We start from the raw sequence: 18,419 nt of genomic DNA, 5'->3' as shown, positions 1-18,419 counted from the left end.
TGCGCCAGATCGCCCCAAACCCCGGAGTTTTCGAGAATAATTCTCTTTTGCATTCTCTGGATTCCGCGGGTGACCACAATGAACGGCGCGGCCTCGGCCGCCATCAGCCTCGATCAGCTTCCCACGCACCAATGGGCCACGGTACTCGACGTCCTCCGGCCCGAGGAGGCCGAGGGCAGGGAACTGGTGCTGCGCCTGACCGAAATCGGCTTCGTGCCGGGTGAGGCCGTGCGCATCGTCGCCACGGGCGTGCCCGGCCGCGAGCCGCTCGCCGTGCGGCTGGGACACACCACTTTCGCGCTGCGCCGCCACGAAGCGTCGCTGATCCGCGTGACGCCGGGAGCGGTCGGCCATGGTTGAAGCGACCCTGACCTTCCAGCCCGGCGCCGCCCATTCGAGCAGCCTGCCCGAGCGCATCGCGCTGCTGGGCAATCCCAACTGCGGCAAGACGGCGCTGTTCAATCTGCTGACGGGCAGCCGCCAGAAAGTGGCCAACTACGCGGGCGTGACCGTCGAGCGCAAGGAAGGCACCTTGCGCACCGCCGCCGGCCGCCGCGTCTTCGTGCTCGACCTGCCGGGCGCCTACAGCCTCAATGCGCTGTCGGCCGACGAGGCCGTCACGCGCGACGTGGTCACGGGCAAGAGCCACGAGGCGCTGCCCGACCTGCTGGTGTGCGTCACCGACGCCACCAACCTGCGCCTCAATCTGCGGCTGGTGCTCGAGGCCAAGCGCCTGGGGCTGCCGCTGGTGGTGGCGCTCAACATGACCGACATGGCGAAAAAGCAGGGCATCACGATCGATGCGGCCGTGCTGTCGCGTGAACTCGGCCTGCCGGTGATCGAGACCGTCGGCGTGCACAGCGGCGGCGCCCAGGGCTTGCTGGAGGCGCTCGACGCGCCGGTGGCCGCCCCGGGCCCCCAGCAGCAATGGCAGGCGCCCGGGCTTGACGACGTGCTCGACACCCAGCGCGAGGTGCGCCGCGTCCTCGGCCTGGCGGTGCGCGAGCCGGCCGGCAGCCTGGCCACCAGCGACCGCATCGACCGCATCGTGATGCATCCGGTGTGGGGCATGGTGGTGCTCGCGGTCGCGATGTTCCTGATGTTCCAGGCCGTGTTCAGCTGGGCCGAAGTGCCGATGGACGCGATCAAGGACGCCACCACGGCGTTCGGCGAACTCGTCAAGCACTACCTTCCCGAAGGGATGCTGCAGAGCCTGCTGGTCGACGGCATCATCGCGGGCGTCGGCGGCGTGATCGTCTTCCTGCCGCAGATCCTGATCCTGTTCCTGTTCATCCTCGCGCTCGAGGACTCGGGCTACCTGCCGCGCGCGGCCTTCCTGCTCGACCGCGTGATGGGGACGGTGGGGCTCTCGGGCCGCTCCTTCATCCCGCTGCTGTCGAGCTTCGCCTGCGCGATTCCGGGCGTGATGGCCACCCGGACCATCAGCAACTGGCGCGATCGCATCACCACCATCATGATCGCGCCGCTCATGACCTGTTCGGCGCGGCTGCCGGTCTATGCGCTCCTGATCGCGGCCTTCATTCCGGCACGCACCGTGGGCGGAGTGTTCAACCTGCAGGGCGTGGTGCTGTTCGCGCTGTACGTCTTCGGCATCGTCTCGGCGATGGCCGTGGCCTGGGTCATGAAGCGCTTCCGCGATTCCAAGCAGCAGTCGCCGCTGCTGATGGAGCTGCCGGCCTACCGCTGGCCCAACCTGCGCAACCTGGTGCTCGGCCTCTACGAGCGGGCCTGGATCTTCATCCAGCGCGTGGGCACGATCATCCTCACGCTGACGATCCTGCTGTGGTTCCTCTCGACCTTCCCGTCGCCACCCGAAGGCGCCACCGGCCCGGCGATCCAGTACAGCCTGGCCGGCATGATCGGCCGCGGTCTGGAGCACATCTTCGCGCCCATCGGCTTCAACTGGCAGATCTCGATCGCGCTGGTGCCCGGCATGGCGGCGCGCGAGGTGGCCGTCGGTGCACTCGGCACCGTGTATGCGCTCTCGGCCACCGGCGACGACGTGGCGGGTCAGCTCGAGCCGCTGATCGCCGGCAGCTGGTCGCTCGCCACGGCGCTGTCTCTCCTGGTCTGGTACGTCTTCGCGCCCCAATGCGTATCGACCTTGGCCGCCGTCAAACGCGAGACCGGCTCCTGGCGTTATGTTTGGATCATGGCGGGCTATTTGTTCGCGCTCGCCTACATTGCATGCTGGATCACCTACCGGGTGGCCCTGGCGCTCACAGGAGGATGAATGATGCTCTCCCCCAGGTTGGCCCACTTCGTGTGGCCGCCCACTCCCTCTCCGGGGGCGACACCAGCGGCCCGGCGAAGCCGGTTCCCCGGTGTCTCCAGGCTCGGAACCGCGGGTTCCATCGGCCATGGTCGCGCGTGCAGCGCGGTGGAGGTGTGACATGACGCAAGAAGTCCTCGTCGGATTGATCGTCGCGCTGGCCGCGCTTTATGCGATCTGGCGCTGGATGCCCGGGAGCTGGCGCCGTGCGGCGGCCGGCCGGGTGGCCGCCGGCACCCAGCGCGCCGGCCTGGTCGACGCCGAGCGCGCCGAGCGCCTGGCCACCTCGCTGGGCAAGGCCTCCGGCTGCGGTTCCTGCGACAGCTGCGGCAGTTGCGGCACCGGCGCGAAGCCGGATGCGGCCGGCAAGACCACTCCCGCGCGCTCGCACTGAGAGTGCGCGCGATGTCGGCCCACATCCTGATTGCAGGCGGCGGTATCGCGGGCCTCGCGAGCGCGCTGGCGCTGGCCCGGCGATGCCATCGCGTCGACCTGCTCGAGCAGGCGGTCGCCTTCGGCGAGGTGGGCGCCGGCATACAACTGGGGCCCAACGTCACGCGCCGACTGCAGTCGCTCGGCGTCTGGGAGGCGCTGGTGCGCGTCGCCGCGCGACCCGAGGCGCTGGTGGTGCGCAGCGCCACCGACGACCGGGAGATCGCCCGCCTGCCGCTCGGCAACGCGATGCTGCACAACTACGCCGCTCCCTATTTCTGCGTCCATCGCGCCGACCTGCACGCGCTGCTGCTGGCGGCGGCTCGCGGCACCGGCGCCGTGACCCTGACGACCGCGGCGCGCGTGACCGAGGTGGTGGCGCACGATCACGCGGTCTGCGTCTCGAGCACGGAAGATCGCGTCTGGGAGGGCGATGCGCTGATCGGCGCCGATGGCCTCTGGAGCACGGTGCGGCCGCGCTTGCTGGCGGACTGCCCGCCGCCGCGACCGACCGGCCACACGGCCTGGCGCGCACTGGTCGACCAGTCCGCTTTGCCGGCGTCGCTGCGCAGCACGCAGATCACGGTCTGGCTCGGGCCGCGGCTGCACGCGGTGGCCTATCCGGTGCGCCGCGGCGAGGCCCTCAATGTGGTGGTGCTGGCCGAGGCGGCGCCGGCCGGCGATGCGCGCGACTGGGACCAATCCTCCAGCCTGGCCGCTTTGCAGGCGGCGACCGGCCGCACCAGCGCGGGGCTGCAGGCACTGCTGGAGGCCGTGCCCACCTGGCGCGCCTGGACCCTCAACGACCGGCCGCCGCTGACCGGCCCGCTGCAGATGGCGAGCGAGCGCACGGCGTTGGTTGGCGACGCGGCGCACCCGATGCTGCCGTACCTCGCGCAGGGGGCGGGCATGGCGATCGAGGATGCCGTGGCGCTGGCCGAGGCGCTCGATGGCGGCGATGCGGCGTCGGTGCCGGCCGCGTTCGCGCGCTATGCCGCGCAGCGCTGGCAGCGCAATGCCCAGGTGCAGGCGCGAGCCCGGCGCAACGGGGAGATCTTCCATGCCACCGGGCTGGTGCGCGTCGGTCGCGACGCGGCTCTGCGGCTGCTCGGTGCCCGCTTGCTCGACGTTCCCTGGTTATACGAGCACTAGCTCGCCCTCACAACTTGAAGCTCTGGAGGTGGTCGACGCGCTTGGCGAGCCCGACCGGCCCCAGGTAGTGCGTGAGCCGGCCGGCATGCACCTCGACCAGCGAGGCTTCGAGCTCGGCGAGCATGCCATCCCTGACCGCCGCATAGGCGGTGGGCAGGTCGCCGTGCGATTGCGCGTAGGCTCCGGCGATCAGCCGTGCGGCGGCCGGCGCACCGCAGGCCACGCACTCCGCGATCGCGGTGGCGCTGGGTTCGGCGCCGCGTGCCAGCAGCAGCTCGACCAGTTCGGGCGAGACCGCGCTGTCGATGTAGTCGAGCGCATCGCGTGCCACCGGCGCGCCGGCACGCACCAGCGCTTCTGCGGCGGCGTGGGCGCCGTGGCTCAGCGCGAGGTCGGTTGCGATCGCGCTGCCGTGCAGCGGCCCGTCGAGCGCCACCTCGGCCGCCGCCAGCCGGGCGACCAACTCGGCGTCGTCGGTGGCGATCGCGTGGCGCAAGGCGATGCGCGCCAGCGGCGCGTCCTGGCCCAGCGTGCCGGCGGCGAGCGGCGAGCGCCAGTCGACCATCGCGCGGCGATAGAAGGCGATCAGCCGGTCCATCAGCTCGATCGACAGGTCGTGCTCCTGGTGCCGCTGGTCGAGGTATTCGAGCAGCGCCTGCCCGGTGAAGTAGTCGCCCGCCGGCGCCAGCGGGTCTTCGTCGAGGCGCAGGGCCTCGAAGGCGGCGCACAGGTCGTGCGCGATGGTGGTCATGCCGTCCTCGTGCATCTCGTGCGACCAGGCGGCCGGCAAGCCCTGCTTCCACGCCAGCACATGGCCGTAGTCCGGGCCGGGCTCGACCACGGCGTAGACCCGGTCGCAGTCCTCCAAGCCGCCGAAAGGCAGCAGGGTCAGCTTGCCGTCCCACGGCTCGCCGCCGTGATCGACCGCCTGCCGTGCGCCTTCGAGCTCGTGATCGATCCAGCCCTGCAGGTCGCGCGGGCCATCGCCGCCGTTCCAGAACAGTTCGCTCCAGGCCACCGATTCCTCGTTGCCGTTCATGTGCAGATGGAGGTCGTAGTCGATCCGGCCGCCCGCGGTCAAGCGCCACAGCGCGAGCAGTTCGGGCGGCAGCGGCCCCGCGCACAGGGCCTGCAGCGAGGCGATCTGCGCCTCCGCCATCGGCGGCTGCGCGTCGAAGATCACGCGCCGCGCGAACAGCGCGATGCCGTGGGCGCGCAGCAGCGCGAGTTCCTCATCCCCGAAGAAATCGTTGTCCATCCTCGTCTCCTCTTTGTCGTGATTCGAAGCGGGCCAACGCGGGGCAGCCTAGAGATCCGTTCTGAGCTTCCAGATTTCCGGGAACAGCACCACGTCGAGCATCTTGCGCAGATAGCTTACGCCGCCGGTGCCGCCGGTGCCACGCTTGAAGCCGATCACGCGCTCGACCGTGGTCACGTGGCGGAAGCGCCAGAGGCGGAAGGCGTCCTCGAGGTCGGTGAGTTCCTCGCCGAGCTGGTAGAGGTCCCAGTGCTTCTTGGGCTCGCGGTAGGCCACCAGCCAGGCCTGCTCGACGATGTCGCTGGACTCGTAGGGCTTCGTCCAGTCGCGCTCCAGGTGGTCGGCCGGCACCTCGAGCCCGCGGCGCGCCAGCAGGCGCAGCGCCTCGTCGTAGAGGGAGGGCGCGCGCCAGGCCGCCTCGACCTCGGCCAGCAGTTCGGGCCGGTGCGAATGCGGCTTGAGCATGGCGGCATTCTTGTTGCCCAGCGCGAATTCGATGCAGCGGTACTGCCAGCTCTGGAAGCCGCTCGAGCTGCCGAGGTAGGGGCGCATCGCGCTGTATTCGGGCGGCGTCATGGTGGCCAGCACATCCCAGGCGTGCACCAGCTGCTCCATGATGCGCGAGACCCGCGCCAGCATCTTGAAGGCGCTCGACAGGTCGTCCTGCGCAATGCTGCGGATCGCGGCACGCAGCTCGTGCAGCATCAGCTTCATCCAGAGCTCGCTGGTCTGGTGCTGCACGATGAAGAGCAATTCGTCGTGCGCCGGCGAGCGCGGATGCTGCGCGTTCAGGACCTGGTCGAGACTCAGGTAGTCGCTGTAGCTCATCGAGGCGCTGAAGTCGAGCTTGGCCTTTTCTTCGTGGACGATCTGTTCCGTACTCATAAATTTCCTCAAGTGACCGCGAGTTTCTGGTTGAACTCGGGTCGTTTCCATTCTTCGCGGTCGAGCACTTGAACCAGATGCTCGACCGCGTTCCATACATCCTCGAAACCGAGGTACAGCGGCGTGAAGCCGAAGCGCAGGATGTCGGGGACCTGCGCGTCGCCGGCGCGGAAGTCGCCGATCACGCCGCGCGCGATCAGGGCTTGCACGATCGCGTAGGCGCCCGGGCCGCCGTCATGCAGGGCCAGGCACACCTGGGAGCCGCGCCGCGCATGGTCGCGCGGCGTCACCAGGGTGAAGCGGCCGGCGCAGCGTTGCTCGACCAGCGCGATGAAGGCATCGGTGAGCGCCAGCGACTTGCTGCGCAGCGCCGCCATCGGGCCTTGGCCGCCGTCGAAGGCCTCGGCCGCGAGCACGCTGTCGATGCCGCATTCGAGGCCGGCCAGCGCGATGATCGGCTGCGTGCCGCACAGGTAGCGGGCGATGCCGGGCGCCGGGCGGTAGTGCGGCGTGAATTCGAAAGGCGCCGCGTGCCCCCACCAGCCGGAGAGCGGCTGCGCGAACTGGCCGGCGTGGCGCCTGTGCACCCACACGAAGGCCGGGGCGCCGGGGCCGCCGTTGAGGTACTTGTAGCCGCAGCCGATCGCGAAGTCGGCCTCGCTGTCGTTGAGCGCGACCGGCACCGCGCCGGCGCTGTGCGCGAGGTCCCAGACCGTGAGCGCACCGGCCGCGTGGGCGGCGGCGGTGAGCGCCTTCATGTCGTGCATGGCGCCGGTGCGGTAGTTGACGTGCGTGAGCATCAGCACCGCGACCTCGTCGTCGAGCGCCCCGGGCAACTCGCCGGCGTCGATCAGCCTGAGCGTGAAGCCGCGCTCCCGGCACATCGACTCGGCGATGTAGAGGTCGGTCGGGAAGTTGCTGCGTTCGCTCAGCACGACCCGGCGCTTGCGGTCGGCCGGCGTGGTCAGCAGCACCTGGCTCAGCGCCGCGAACAGCACCTTGTAGAGGTTGATCGAGGTGCTGTCGGTGCAGACGACCTCGCCGGGCGCCGCACCGATCAGGCGCGCGACCTTGTCGCCGAGACGCTGCGGCAGGTCGAACCAGCCGGCATTGTTCCAGGAGCGGATCAGGCCTTCGCCCCATTCCTTCGCGACCACCTCGGCGATGCGCCCGGGTGCGGTCTTCGGCAGCACGCCCAGCGAGTTGCCGTCGAGGTAGATCACGCCGTCGGGCAGCAGGAATTGCTCGCGCAGCGGCGCCAGGGGGTCTTGCGCATCGAGGCGCCGGCAATCGTCGTGTGTCATGGCGTTCCAGGTTGAAGTTCGCGCAGCACCGCGCGCACCGGGGAGGCATCGGCGCTCACGAGCTTGAGCGGCAGGGCGATCAGTTCGTAGTCGCCCTCGGGCACCTCGTCGAGCACGAGGTTCTCGAGCACGCGCAGGCCGAGCCGGCGGATGACCTGGTGGCTGTCGAGCGTCTTGCTGTCGGCCGGGTCGATGCTGGCCGTGTCGATGCCCACGAGCTTCACGCCGAGTGCCGCGAGGCGTTCGATGGTGGCGGGCGCGTAGGCGGCGAGTGCGCCGTCCCAGCGCTCGACCGGTGCGCGCTGGTAGGTGCGCACGAGCACGCGCGGCGGCAGGTCGGCGAGCGCGTGCGCCAGGTGGTCCCATTCGATCAGCGGCCCGCGCGCGATCGCGTGGATCACGCGGCAGCGGCCGAGAAAGGGCGCGAGGTCGACCTCGCCGATGGTGGCGCCCGTCGGGTCGTAGTGCAGCGGTGCGTCGGCATGCGCGCCGACGTGCGGCGACAGGCTGATCTCGCTGACATTGACCGGGCAGCCGGGCGAGATCGTCGCCGCCCAGCGCTGGCGGTAGGGCGTGTCGCCGGGGAAGACCGGCGCGCCTTCATGCACCGGTGGCGAGATGTCCCAGAGTCGTAGAGTCATGGCGCAAAGTTAGCGCCACGCAGGGGGTCGTGGTGTCGGTTATTTCCAACAAAGGGATATTGCTCGCCCCCAGGTTGTCCCGCACTTCGTGTCGGGACGCCCACCCCCTGCCGGGGGCGCAGTCAGCGGCCCGGCAAAGCCGGTTCCGCGACTGCCCACGAACAGGCGCGCTGCGCGCAGCCGACGACAAAGGCACCGCGCCCCTCTTTCCTTGGCCGGCGCAGCCAGGCCCGTTGGTGAAACACCGCGGAACCGGCTTCGCCGGGCCGCTGGTGTTGCCCCCGGTAGGGGGTGGGCGGGCTACACGAAGTGAGCCCAACCTGGGGGCGAGCTAGATCCTGCCAAGGAGCAGGAATTCCATCAACGCCTTCTGCACGTGCATCCGGTTCTCGGCCTCGTCCCAGACCACCGATTGCGGGCCGTCGATGACGTCGGCCTCGACTTCCTCGCCCCGGTGCGCGGGCAGGCAGTGCATGAAGAGGGCGTCGGGCTGGGCCGCGCGCATCATCTCGGTGTCGACGCACCAGTCGGCGAAGGCGGTGCGGCGGGCATCGTTCTCGGCCTCGTAGCCCATGCTGGTCCAGACGTCGGTGGTCACGAGGTCGGCGCCACGGCAGGCCTCCATCGGATCCTTGAAGACCCGATAGCTGTCGCCCGAGCGCAGGCCGGCGATCGACTGGTCGACTTCATAGCCGCTGGGCGTGCTCACGTGCACCTTGAAGCCGAGAATCTCGCTGGCCTGCAGCCAGGTGTTGGCCATGTTGTTGCCGTCGCCGACCCAGGCCACGGTCTTGCCCGCGATCGAGCCGCGGTGCTCGATGAAGGTGAAGAGGTCGGCCAGGATCTGGCACGGGTGGAATTCGTTGGTCAGGCCGTTGATGACCGGCACCCGCGAGTGCGCGGCGAAGGCCTCGATCTTGGTCTGCTCGTAGGTGCGGATCATGACCAGGTCGACCATCCGGCTGATGACCTTGGCGCTGTCCTCGATCGGCTCGGCGCGGCCGAGCTGGCTGTCGCCGGTGGTCAGGTGCACCACGCTGCCGCCGAGCTGGTACATGCCGGCCTCGAAGCTCACGCGGGTGCGGGTCGAGGCCTTCTCGAAGATCATGGCCAACGTGCGGTCGACCAGCGGCTGGTGCCTTTCGTAGGCCTTGAACTTCTTCTTGATCAGCGCCGCCCGCGCGAACAGGTGCGCGTACTCGTCGGCGCTGAAGTCGGAGAACTGCAGGTAGTGCCGGACGGCAAGTGGATCGGTCATGGTTGAGGCTCCGCGAGAAAGGCCTTCACGATCGGCGCCAGGATGGCAACGATCTCGTCGGCTTCGGCGATGCTGAGAATCAGCGGCGGCACCAGGCGAATCACGCTGTCGGCGGTCACGCTCAGCAGCAGGCCGGCGTCGCACGCGCGGCCCAGGATCACGCCGCAGGGACGGTCGAGCTCGATGCCGAGCATCAGGCCCTGGCCGCGGATCTCCTTCACGCCCGCGAGGCCGCCGAGCTCACGCTCGAGCGCCGCCTTCAGGTGGCTGCCGACGCTGGCCGCGTTCTCGAGCAGTTTCTGCTCTTCCATGATGCGGATGGTCTCGATGCCGGCGCGCATCGCCAGCGGGTTGCCGCCGAAGGTCGTGCCGTGGTTGCCCGGGCCGAAGATGTTGGCGGCGCGCGGTCCGGCGACCACGGCGCCGATCGGCACGCCCGAGCCCAGGCCTTTGGCCAGCGGCATCACGTCCGGCAAGATGCCCGCCCACTGGTGCGCGAACCACTTGCCGGTGCGGCCCATGCCGCACTGCACTTCGTCGATCATCATGAGCCAGTCGCGCTCGTCGCAGAGCTGGCGGACCTGCCGCAGGTATTCCCAGCGCATGGGGTGGATGCCGCCTTCGCCCTGAATGGTCTCGAAGAACACGGCGACCACGTTCGGGTTGCCTTCGGTGGCCTTCTTCAATGCGTCGATGTCGTTCAGCGGCACCCGGATGAAGCCTTCGACCAGCGGACCGAAGCCTGCCTGCACCTTGGGATTGCCGGTCGCCGACAGCGTGGCGATGCTGCGGCCATGGAATGCGGCCTCGTAGACCACGATCTCGGGCCGTTCGATGCCCTTGTCATGGCCGAACTTGCGCGCCAGCTTGAGCGCCGCCTCGTTGGCCTCCAGGCCGGTACTGCAGAAGAAGGCGTTGGTCAGGCCCGACAGCTCGGTCAGCTTGGTCGCCAGCTGTTCCTGGCCGGGCACGTGGTAGTAGTTCGAGCTGTGGATCAGCTTGGCGATCTGGTCCTGCAGCGCCGGCACCAGCTCCGGGTGGTTGTGGCCCAGCGTGTTGACCGCGATGCCGCCGAGACCGTCGAGGTAGGCGCGGCCGTTGGTGTCCCAGACTCGGCAGCCCTGGCCGTGCGACAGTGCGATCGGCAGGCGACCGTAGGTGTTCATGACGTGGGGCGACGAGGGGGCAGCAGTGGCGCTCATGCGGATCTCCGGAAAAGGGAACGCGGATTCTAGGCGTCCGCTCCGACTGCTTCATTGAGGATTGCGCATCAGAGCAATGCCCCCGCGCGTGTCGCCCTCGGGACCCCCGGATAGAATCGTTGTGCGGCGCAGCAATGGCGCCCGCATTCCCTCACGCCAACCGATGGTTTCTCCCTCCGCCAAAGAAGTTTTCATCCAGGGCATCACCCAGGATGGTCGGACATTTCGCCCCAGCGACTGGGCAGAACGGCTGGCGGGCGTGATGTGCTCGTTCCGGCCCGGCGGGCCCCAGCCGGGCAGCCACCTGAACTATTCGCCCTGGTGCGTGCCGACGGTCATCAACGGCATCAAATGCGTGGTGGTGAACAGCGAACTGCGCAATGCCGAGCCGATGGCCTGGGATTTCTGCCTCAACTTCGCCAAGGACAACGGTCTGCAGGTGGCGGAGGCCTGCCTGGTTCCGGATGCGGCGCCGGTGGCCGCGCCCACGGCCGACAAGAAATAGCGGTTCTTCGAACGATCGCCCATGAAAAAACCGCCCGAAGGCGGTTTTTCACTTTGCTGCAGCGCACCCCGATCAAACGGCGGACTGGAAAACCAATCCGGGCTGTTTGCCTGATAGCGTCAGGCGGCGGCCTTTTCAGGGGCGAGGGCCAGGTTCTTGACCTTGGCCGACAGGCGGCTCTTGTCGCGAGCGGCCTTGTTCTTGTGGAAGATGCCCTTGTCGGCGACGGTGTCGACGATGCTCTGGGCCTTCGCGAAGGCTTCTGCCGCCTTGGTCTTGTCGCCGGCCAGCACGGCCTTCTCGACATTCTTCACGGCGGTGCGGTATTTGGAGCGCAGCGAGGTGTTCGCGGCGTTGAGCTTGACGTCCTGGCGGACGCGTTTACGGCCCGACGCGAGGCGCGGGTTCTTCTTCTTGGGCTTGGCGGATGCCATATTCAGTGTTCCTTGAGGGTTTGGGGATGATGCAGCAAAGCCCTCCATTATAGGCGAGATGGGCCAGGGTGCCAGCGGGAGCCTGGAGAGCACGCGCGGGCACATACACTTCTCCCCCGTGTCCCTGTTCAAATCCGCCTCCACCGTCTCGCTGCTGACGCTCGCCTCCCGGGTGACCGGCCTGATCCGCGACGTGCTCATGACCTCGGTGTTCGGCGTCAGCGCGATGACCGACGCCTTCTACGTCGCGTTTCGCATCCCGAACCTGTTCCGGCGTGTTTTCGGCGAGGGGGCCTTCAGCCAGGCCTTCGTTCCCGTCCTGGCGGCCTCCAGGACCGAGCACGGCGACGCCGGCGCCAAGGCGCTGGTCGACCACGTGGCGACGCTGCTGACGTGGACCCTGGTGGTCGTCTGCGCGCTCGGCGTCATCGGGGCGCCGCTGATGGTCTGGGCCATGGCCAGCGGCCTGAAGCAGAACCCGCAGGGCTTCGACGCCGCGGTGGTCATGACGCGCTGGATGTTCCCCTACATCGGCTTCATGTCGCTGGTGGCGCTGGCCGGCGGCGTCCTCAACACCTGGCGCAAGTTCGCGGTGCCGGCGGCCTCGCCGGTGCTGCTGAACCTGGCGCTGATCGCGGCGATCGTGCTCGGCGCGCCGCTCTTCAGGCGCTTCGGCATCGAGCCGATCTACGCCCAGTGCGTGGGCGTGATGGTGGGCGGCGTGCTGCAGCTGGCGATCCAGATTCCGGCCCTGCGCGGCCTGGGCATGCTGCCGCGCATCGGCGCCAGCTTCGGCGCGCTGCGAGCCGCCTGGACCGACCCGACGACCCGCCGCGTGATGCGGCTGATGCTGCCGGCGCTGATCGGCGTCAGCGTGGCGCAGATCTCGCTGCTGATCAACACCCAGATCGCTTCCCACCTGGCGACCGGCAGCGTCAGCTGGATCACCAACGCCGACCGCCTGATGGAGTTCCCGACCGCCATGCTCGGCGTGGCGCTCGGCGTGGTGCTGATGCCGCAACTGGCCGGCGCGCGCGCGGCCAAGGACGATGCGCGCTACTCGGCGATGCTGGACTGGGGGCTGCGCCTGGTGGTGCTGCTGTCGGTGCCCTGCGCGCTGGCGCTGCTGGTCTTTTCGCGCCCGCTGGTCGCGGTGCTGTTCCACAACGGCGAATTCACCGCGCTCCACGTGCAGCGCACCAGCGTGGCGCTGATGGGCTACGGCGTTGGCCTGGTCGGCCTGGTGGCGATCAAGGTGCTGGCGCCCGGCTACTACGCGAAGCAGGACACGCGCACGCCGATGCTGATCGCGGTCGGGGTGCTGGTGCTGACGCAGCTGCTCAACGTCTTCCTGGTGCCGCTGATGCAGCATGCGGCGCTGACGCTCACGATCAGCATCGGCGCGCTGGTCAATGCGATCTGGCTGCTGGTCGGGCTGATCCGCCGCGGCAGCTACCAGCCCGAGCCGGGCTGGGGCAAATTCGTGCTCCAGGTGCTGCTCGCCACCGTGGCGCTCGGCGCGCTGCTGGTCTGGGGCAATGGCCATTTCGACTGGATCGGCCTGCAGTCCCAGCGCCTGTACCGCGTCGGCCTGCTGGCGGCGCTCATTTCCGGCGCGGCGCTGCTCTATTTCGCGGTGCTGGCGATGACCGGCGTCAAGCTGCGCAGTCTGGTGCGCCGCTGATCGACGCCCATCTCCGCCGCCGCCTTGACGGTCTCCGCCCGCTCCTCTACAAAGCCACATGACGTTCAGCTTCTCGACGCCCACCGCTCTCGAATACTTCGATTCGCTCGTGAAGAGCGACGAGCAGTTCCCGCTGCTCGAGGCGGCCGCCAGCCTGGCGCAGGACGAATATCCCGAGCTGGACGTCCAGCAGGTGCTGGGCGATGTCGACCAGCTGCTGGCGCGCCTCAAGCGACGCCTGCCGGCCGATGCCGCGCCGCTGCACCGCCTGCGCTCGCTGAACCAGTTCTTCTTCCATGACCTGAGCTTCGGCGGCAACGTCAACGACTACTACGACCCCGACAACAGCTACCTCAACGCGGTGCTGCGCACGCGGCGCGGCATCCCGATCTCGCTCGCGGTGCTGTGGATGGAACTGGCGCAGGGGCTGGGCCTGCAGGCGCGCGGCGTCGGCTTCCCGGGCCATTTCATGCTCAAGGTCACGCTGCCCAAGGGGCAGGTGGTGATCGATCCCTTCACCGGCAAGTCGCTGTCGCGCGAAGAGCTCAGCGAGCGGCTCGAGCCCTACAAGCGCAGCAATGGCCTGGTCGGCGATTTCGACGTGCCGCTGGGCCTGTACCTGCAGCCGGCGACGCCGCGCGAGATCATCGGGCGGATGCTGCGCAACCTGAAGGAGATCCATCGCGCCCAGGAAGACTGGCAGCGCGCGATCGCGGTGCAGGACCGTCTGATCGCGCTCCTGCCCGAGGCCTGGGGCGAGCACCGCGACCGCGGCCTGGCGCATGCCGAGCAGGGCAACCCCGCACTCGCGGTGCGCGACCTCGAGACCTACCTCGCGCATGCCGAGGACGCGCTCGATCTCGATGCGATCGCCGAAAAGGTCGCTGCGCTGCGTCGCGCGGAGTACTGATGGAGCCGGTCAGGGCGCCCGTCGCGGATCTGGGCACACTGCACGAGTTCCACGGCGTGCAGCCCGTGCTGCCGGTGGCCGATGCGGCGCGGGCGGCGCGCTATTTCTGCGACGTCCTGGGCTTCGAGCTCGACTTCATCGCCGGCGAGCCGCCGAGCTATGCGCGCGTGAAGAAGGGCGATCGAAGCTATGGCGATCCGGTCTACCTTCGCCTCTGGCAATGCGGCCGGCGCGAGGCCAGCCCGTGGCGCGGCGAGATCGTGATCCACGTCGGGCGCGACGTGGACGGCCTGCACGCGGCGTACCTGAAGCGCGGCGTCCAGGTGGTCGAGCCACCGACCTCGCAGCCCTGGGGCCTGCGCGAATTCGCGATCCGCGAACCCGACGGTCATGTGTTGCGCTTCTGCGGATATCTTTAGCTCGCCCCCAGGTTGCCCCGCACTTCGTGTCGGGGCGCCCACCCCCTGCCGGGGGCAACACCGGCGGCCCGGCGGAGCCGGTTCCGCGGTGTTCCGCGAAGGGGCCTGGCTGCGCCGGCCGGGTTCAGGTTGGCGCTGAGGGTGAGCCGGCCAATCCGAACTGATGCCAGGCGCGGCGCAATTGCGTGTCGGAGCCGAACCCTGACAGTTCTGCCGCGCGCGTGACGTTGGCGCCAGATTGCAGCGCCAGCTGTGCCGTGGCGAGCCGCAGCCGGCGCAGGTAGGTCAGCGGCGCCACGCCTGCATGTTCGTCGAAGAGGCGCGTCAGGTGCCGCGGCGAGGTGTGCGCCACTTCGGCCATGCGCGGCACGGTCCAGTCGGCCTGGGGTCGTTCGCTGACCGCGTCCTGCACCCGGTGCAGCGCTGCATGCAGGTGGTTGCGGTAGGCCAGGAAGGGCGAAAGCTCGGGGTCCTGCGGGCCGCGCCGCATCGCGACCACCATGGTCTGGGCGACGCGCGCCGCCAGCGATTCACCGCAGGCCTGGCCGATGCGGTGCAGCATCAGGTCGATGCCGGTGGTTACGCCGGCGCTGCTGTAGAGCGGGGCGTCGAGCACGAAGACCCGGTTGGCGACCACGTCGCAGCGCGGCTCGACTTTTTGCAATTCGTCCAGGTGGTGGTGGTGCGTGGTGGCGCGGCGGCCCGCGAGCAGGCCGGCATGGGCCGCGAGCAGCGTGCCGGCGCAGACCGTGACCAGTTCGAGTCGGCCGGCCTCGAGCCGCAGGCCGCGCAGCCAGTGCAGCAGCGCCCGTGCCGGCGCGTTGTCGACCTCGATGGCGTCGCCCGGCAGGCCGACCAGCACCACCCAGGTCGGCGCCGCCCAGTCCGAAGGCAGCGGCTGCAGGCCCGCGAGCCTGACGCCGACCGAGCTGGCCGACTCCGGCTCGGGACTCGCGAACACCAGTTCGAAGCGCGGCGGCAGGCCGGCCGCGATGCGCAACTGGTTGGCGATGCGCAGCGCCTCCGCCGGGCCGGCCCAGTCGAGCACCAGGCTGTGCGGCAGCAGCGCGAAGACGACCCGGATCGGACCTGGGCGCTCGTCCATGCGGAATCGGCCGGGTGTCGGCTCAGGCCGATGCCGAGAGCCGCTCGAGCGCCTCGCTCACGCCGCACACCTTCGCGAAGCGGCCATCGAGCACCGTCGCCGTGCGCGCCTGGATGTCGGCCGCCGCGAGGGGCCGGCCGTCGGGCTGAACCATGTCGAAGGTCAGCGTGGCGTCGGTCACGTAGTCGACCTGCCAGCCCAGGTCGGACGCATGACGCGCGGTGGTCTCGCAGCACTGCTCGGTGCGGATGCCGCTGACCACCAGCCGGTCGATGCGGTTCTGGGTCAGCCAGACGTCAAGGCCGGTGCCCACCAGCGCGCTGTGGCGTCGCTTGGTGAAGGTGGCGGCGGCTTCGAATGGCGCCAGCCCTTCGAGCGGGCGGACGTGGCCCGATTCGACCGCGAAGGCGTTGCTCGCGACGGCGGGCCCGTCGCTGTGGAAGATCCGGACGATCGGCGCACCGGCTGCAGCGAAGCCCTCGATCAGCGCGTTCTGGGCTGCCAGGTAGGCCGGCAGGCCGCGCTCGTCGAAGTAGGGGCGGCGGCGGAACGACTCCTGGACATCGATCACTATCAGACAGCTGGACATGGGGGCAATCTCCGGAAGAGAAGTGGATGATGCACCCAATTTTCGAGTGTCACCGGCGCATCGTCCGGGCCGTCGCGGACCGGAATCGATCAATTCCGGACATCGGGCGTCGCTAGACCAGCGCCGCCGCCTTCAGCTCTTTCTTGAGATAGGCGTAGAACAGCGGCGCCGCCACCAGCCCGGCCGGGCCGAACACCGCCTCGGCCACGAACATCACGGCCAGCAGTTCCCACACCGCCATCTGGGTGCGGCTGCCCACCACCTTGGCATTGATCAGGTACTCGGCCTTGTGGATCAGGACCAGGAAGGCCAGGCAGGCCAGTGCCGTGATCGGCGAGACCGACAGGCCCACCAGCGTGATGACCGCGTTGCAGATCAGGTTGCCCACGATCGGCACCAGTCCGGCGACGAAGGTCAGGGTGATCAGGGCCGGCGTGTAGGGCAGCTCCATCTGCCACATCGGCAGCAGGAACAGCAGGAAGATGGCGGTCAGGAAGGTGTTGAAGGCCGCGATCCAGAACTGCGCGGCCACGATCTGGCCGAAGGCTTCGCCGAACAGCACGATGCGCGCCCTCAGCTCGCGCGCGAGCGGCCGGCGGGCGGGCGGGCGGATGGCGACCGCCGCCAGCGCCCCGACGATCAGGCCGACATAGGCGAACAGCAGCCCGCCGAGCCAGGCGCGGCCGGTCAGTGCCAGCGAGCCGGCCTGCCCGCGCAGGTAGCCGGCGACGACGCGCTGCACTTCCGCCGAGCCTTCGGGCAGGTAGGCGCCGATGTCCGGCGGCAGCTTGAGCCGCAGTTCCAGCACCGTGCGCGCGATGTAGTCGAGCAGTTCCTTGTACTGTTCGGGGGCGTTGAGCACGAACTCGCGCGCCTCGGAGAATCCCAGGATCAGCAGGCCGATCGGCGCCAGCATCACCAGCGTCGCGGCGACCACGCGGGGCAGCGGCGGCGCCGCGCTCCAGGTCGGGTCGTTGGCGCTGACCTTCTCGCGCCGGCGCAGGCCGACGTCGAGCGCGCGCACCAGCCAGCGCGTGCCGAGGAAGCCGATGCACACGCACAGCAGGCCCGGCAGCAGACCCTGCCACATGATGAGCAGCAAAGCCGCGGCGATGAGCAGGTAGCTCGCCGTGACCACGGAACGCGAAGAGGCAGCAGTGGGGTCGCTCACGCGGCGGGGCGCTTCAGCCGACGACCACGGCCGCGCCGGTGCCGCGCTCGGCGATGACCCCGATCTCGTGCACCGTCTCGCCGGCGGCCCGCAGCGTGGCCGCGCAGGCGGCGGCTTCGGCCGCGTCGATCACGACCACCATCCCGATGCCGTTGTTGAAGGTCCGGTTCATCTCGATGTCGTCGATGCCGGCCACCTTCTGCAGCCAGGCGAACAGTTCGGTCTGCGGCCAGCTGCCTTTGCGCAGGAGGGCCGCCGTGCCTTCGGGCAGCACGCGCGGGATGTTCTCGAGCAGGCCGCCGCCCGTGATGTGGGCCAGCGCCTTGATCGGGTGCTGGGCCAGCGCCGCCAGCACCGGCTTCACGTAGAGCCGGGTCGGCGCCATCACGGCGTCGCGGAAGGGTTGGCCGTCCAGCGTCGCGGGCAGGGCGCCGGCGGCGCGGTCGATCACCTTGCGCACCAGGCTGAAGCCGTTGGAATGAACGCCCGACGAGGCCAGGCCCAGCACCACGTCTCCTGGCTTGACGTCCTTGCCGGTCAGGATCAGGGATTTCTCGACTGCGCCGACCGCGAAGCCGGCGAGGTCGTATTCGCCGGCCGGGTACATGCCGGGCATTTCGGCCGTCTCGCCGCCGATCAGCGCGCAGCCGCTCAGTTCGCAGCCCCGGGCGATGCCGCCGACCACCGCCGCGGCGGTGTCGACATCGAGCTTGCCGCAGGCGAAGTAGTCGAGAAAGAAGAGCGGCTCGGCGCCCTGCACCAGCACGTCGTTGACGCTCATCGCCACCAGGTCGATGCCGACGGTGTCGTGCATGTTCCATTCGAAGGCCAGCTTGAGCTTGGTGCCCACCCCGTCGGTGCCGCTCACCAGCACCGGCTCCTTGTAGCGCTTGGGCACCTCGAACAGGGCGCCGAAGCCGCCGATGCCGGCCAGGACGCCCTCGCGCATCGTCTTCCTGGCCAGCGGCTTGATGCGGTCGACCAGCGCATCGCCGGCATCGATGTCGACGCCGGCGTCCTTGTAGCTGAGCGGGGAGGTGGTGTTGGAGTTCATGGCGGGCCGGGCTGGAGGGGGAGGGCGGAAGGAGAGGACAATGAGGCCGGCGACCGATCTGGGCGGGCCGATAGAATTCGCCACGATTTTAAGGGTCCTGGTCGACCCTCCCCCCGCTTGCCA

The 18,419-nt window shown here is 69.3% G+C and carries 19 protein-coding genes; 8 read left to right on the top strand and 11 right to left on the bottom strand.

The genetic code is table 11. The annotated features are described in order from the left end of the window. The first annotated feature begins 78 nt into the window (after nt 1-78). From AB4Z46_RS02310 to AB4Z46_RS02295, 4 genes are all read left to right on the top strand, one after another. The gene (locus AB4Z46_RS02310) at nt 79-360 is read left to right on the top strand and encodes a FeoA family protein (RefSeq protein ID WP_442281886.1); all 282 of its coding nucleotides are present in this window, start codon (nt 79-81) and stop codon (nt 358-360) included. Continuing rightward, complete coding sequence (gene feoB, locus AB4Z46_RS02305; protein ID WP_442281850.1) at nt 353-2,254, top strand: ferrous iron transporter B; 1,902 nt, start codon at nt 353-355, stop codon at nt 2,252-2,254. Before AB4Z46_RS02310 ends, feoB begins: the two co-directional genes overlap by 8 nt. Nucleotides 2,255-2,414: 160 nt before the next feature. Continuing rightward, nucleotides 2,415-2,687, top strand: coding sequence for a DUF6587 family protein (locus AB4Z46_RS02300; RefSeq protein WP_442281849.1), 273 nt, complete (start codon nt 2,415-2,417; stop codon nt 2,685-2,687). 11 nt (nt 2,688-2,698) lie between these two features. Then, nucleotides 2,699-3,877 (top strand): FAD-dependent monooxygenase, encoded by a 1,179-nt coding sequence (locus tag AB4Z46_RS02295; RefSeq protein ID WP_442281848.1) that lies wholly within the window; start codon nt 2,699-2,701, stop codon nt 3,875-3,877. A gap of 7 nt (nt 3,878-3,884) precedes the next feature. On the opposite strand, the gene AB4Z46_RS02290 is transcribed toward AB4Z46_RS02295, so the two are convergent. From AB4Z46_RS02290 to AB4Z46_RS02265, 6 genes are all read right to left on the bottom strand, one after another. Next, nucleotides 3,885-5,135 (bottom strand): SMI1/KNR4 family protein, encoded by a 1,251-nt coding sequence (locus AB4Z46_RS02290; protein WP_442281847.1) that lies wholly within the window; start codon nt 5,133-5,135, stop codon nt 3,885-3,887. A 48-nt stretch (nt 5,136-5,183) separates the two neighbouring features. Then, a complete protein-coding gene (kynA, locus tag AB4Z46_RS02285) occupies nt 5,184-6,020 on the bottom strand; it encodes a tryptophan 2,3-dioxygenase (protein ID WP_442281846.1) in 837 nt (278 codons plus the stop codon). Between the two features lie 8 nt (nt 6,021-6,028). Continuing rightward, nucleotides 6,029-7,324 carry a kynureninase gene (gene kynU / locus AB4Z46_RS02280; protein ID WP_442281845.1) on the bottom strand — a complete coding sequence of 432 codons (1,296 nt, stop codon included), beginning with the start codon at nt 7,322-7,324 and terminating at the stop codon, nt 6,029-6,031. Beyond that, the gene (gene kynB, locus AB4Z46_RS02275) at nt 7,321-7,965 is read right to left on the bottom strand and encodes an arylformamidase (RefSeq protein WP_442281844.1); all 645 of its coding nucleotides are present in this window, start codon (nt 7,963-7,965) and stop codon (nt 7,321-7,323) included. Before kynB ends, kynU begins: the two co-directional genes overlap by 4 nt. A gap of 331 nt (nt 7,966-8,296) precedes the next feature. Beyond that, nucleotides 8,297-9,223 carry an ornithine carbamoyltransferase gene (argF, locus tag AB4Z46_RS02270; RefSeq protein WP_442281843.1) on the bottom strand — a complete coding sequence of 309 codons (927 nt, stop codon included), beginning with the start codon at nt 9,221-9,223 and terminating at the stop codon, nt 8,297-8,299. Continuing rightward, the gene (locus AB4Z46_RS02265; protein ID WP_442281842.1) at nt 9,220-10,425 is read right to left on the bottom strand and encodes an aspartate aminotransferase family protein; all 1,206 of its coding nucleotides are present in this window, start codon (nt 10,423-10,425) and stop codon (nt 9,220-9,222) included. Before AB4Z46_RS02265 ends, argF begins: the two co-directional genes overlap by 4 nt. 163 nt (nt 10,426-10,588) lie before the next feature. Here AB4Z46_RS02265 and AB4Z46_RS02260 point away from each other — a divergent pair, with 163 nt between their 5' ends. Continuing rightward, the gene (locus AB4Z46_RS02260; protein ID WP_442281885.1) at nt 10,589-10,930 is read left to right on the top strand and encodes a DUF3579 domain-containing protein; all 342 of its coding nucleotides are present in this window, start codon (nt 10,589-10,591) and stop codon (nt 10,928-10,930) included. A 119-nt stretch (nt 10,931-11,049) separates the two neighbouring features. Here AB4Z46_RS02260 and rpsT read toward each other — a convergent pair whose 3' ends face one another. Then, nucleotides 11,050-11,364 (bottom strand): 30S ribosomal protein S20, encoded by a 315-nt coding sequence (gene rpsT / locus AB4Z46_RS02255; RefSeq protein ID WP_442281841.1) that lies wholly within the window; start codon nt 11,362-11,364, stop codon nt 11,050-11,052. 118 nt (nt 11,365-11,482) lie between these two features. On the opposite strand from rpsT, the gene murJ reads away from it, so the two are divergent. The 3 genes from murJ to AB4Z46_RS02240 are packed head-to-tail and all read left to right on the top strand — an operon-like array spanning nt 11,483 to nt 14,377. Next, nucleotides 11,483-13,048, top strand: coding sequence for a murein biosynthesis integral membrane protein MurJ (murJ, locus tag AB4Z46_RS02250; RefSeq protein ID WP_442281840.1), 1,566 nt, complete (start codon nt 11,483-11,485; stop codon nt 13,046-13,048). Nucleotides 13,049-13,106: 58 nt separating this feature from the next. Beyond that, on the top strand, nt 13,107-13,958 hold the full coding sequence (locus tag AB4Z46_RS02245) for a SirB1 family protein (RefSeq protein WP_442281839.1): 852 nt from the start codon (nt 13,107-13,109) through the stop codon (nt 13,956-13,958). Then, nucleotides 13,958-14,377: a bleomycin resistance protein gene (locus AB4Z46_RS02240; protein WP_442281838.1), complete on the top strand. Its 420-nt coding sequence runs from the start codon at nt 13,958-13,960 to the stop codon at nt 14,375-14,377. The genes AB4Z46_RS02245 and AB4Z46_RS02240 overlap by 1 nt, the downstream gene beginning before the upstream one ends. Before the next feature lie 124 nt (nt 14,378-14,501). Here AB4Z46_RS02240 and AB4Z46_RS02235 read toward each other — a convergent pair whose 3' ends face one another. From AB4Z46_RS02235 to purM, 4 genes are all read right to left on the bottom strand, one after another. Continuing rightward, nucleotides 14,502-15,482, bottom strand: a complete 981-nt coding sequence (locus AB4Z46_RS02235) for a GlxA family transcriptional regulator (RefSeq protein WP_442281837.1) — start codon at nt 15,480-15,482, stop codon at nt 14,502-14,504. 22 nt (nt 15,483-15,504) lie between these two features. Next, complete coding sequence (locus AB4Z46_RS02230; protein ID WP_442281836.1) at nt 15,505-16,071, bottom strand: cysteine hydrolase family protein; 567 nt, start codon at nt 16,069-16,071, stop codon at nt 15,505-15,507. A 112-nt stretch (nt 16,072-16,183) separates the two neighbouring features. Beyond that, nucleotides 16,184-17,242: an AI-2E family transporter gene (locus tag AB4Z46_RS02225; protein WP_442281835.1), complete on the bottom strand. Its 1,059-nt coding sequence runs from the start codon at nt 17,240-17,242 to the stop codon at nt 16,184-16,186. A gap of 13 nt (nt 17,243-17,255) precedes the next feature. Further along, nucleotides 17,256-18,296 (bottom strand): phosphoribosylformylglycinamidine cyclo-ligase, encoded by a 1,041-nt coding sequence (purM, locus tag AB4Z46_RS02220; protein ID WP_442281834.1) that lies wholly within the window; start codon nt 18,294-18,296, stop codon nt 17,256-17,258. Nucleotides 18,297-18,419: the final 123 nt, after the last annotated feature.

This window comes from Variovorax sp. M-6 (genome assembly GCF_052114385.1).
Classification (GTDB): domain Bacteria; phylum Pseudomonadota; class Gammaproteobacteria; order Burkholderiales; family Burkholderiaceae_C; genus Variovorax.
Note: the sequence above shows the minus strand (reverse complement) of the source record. Positions and strands in the feature narration are given on the sequence as shown.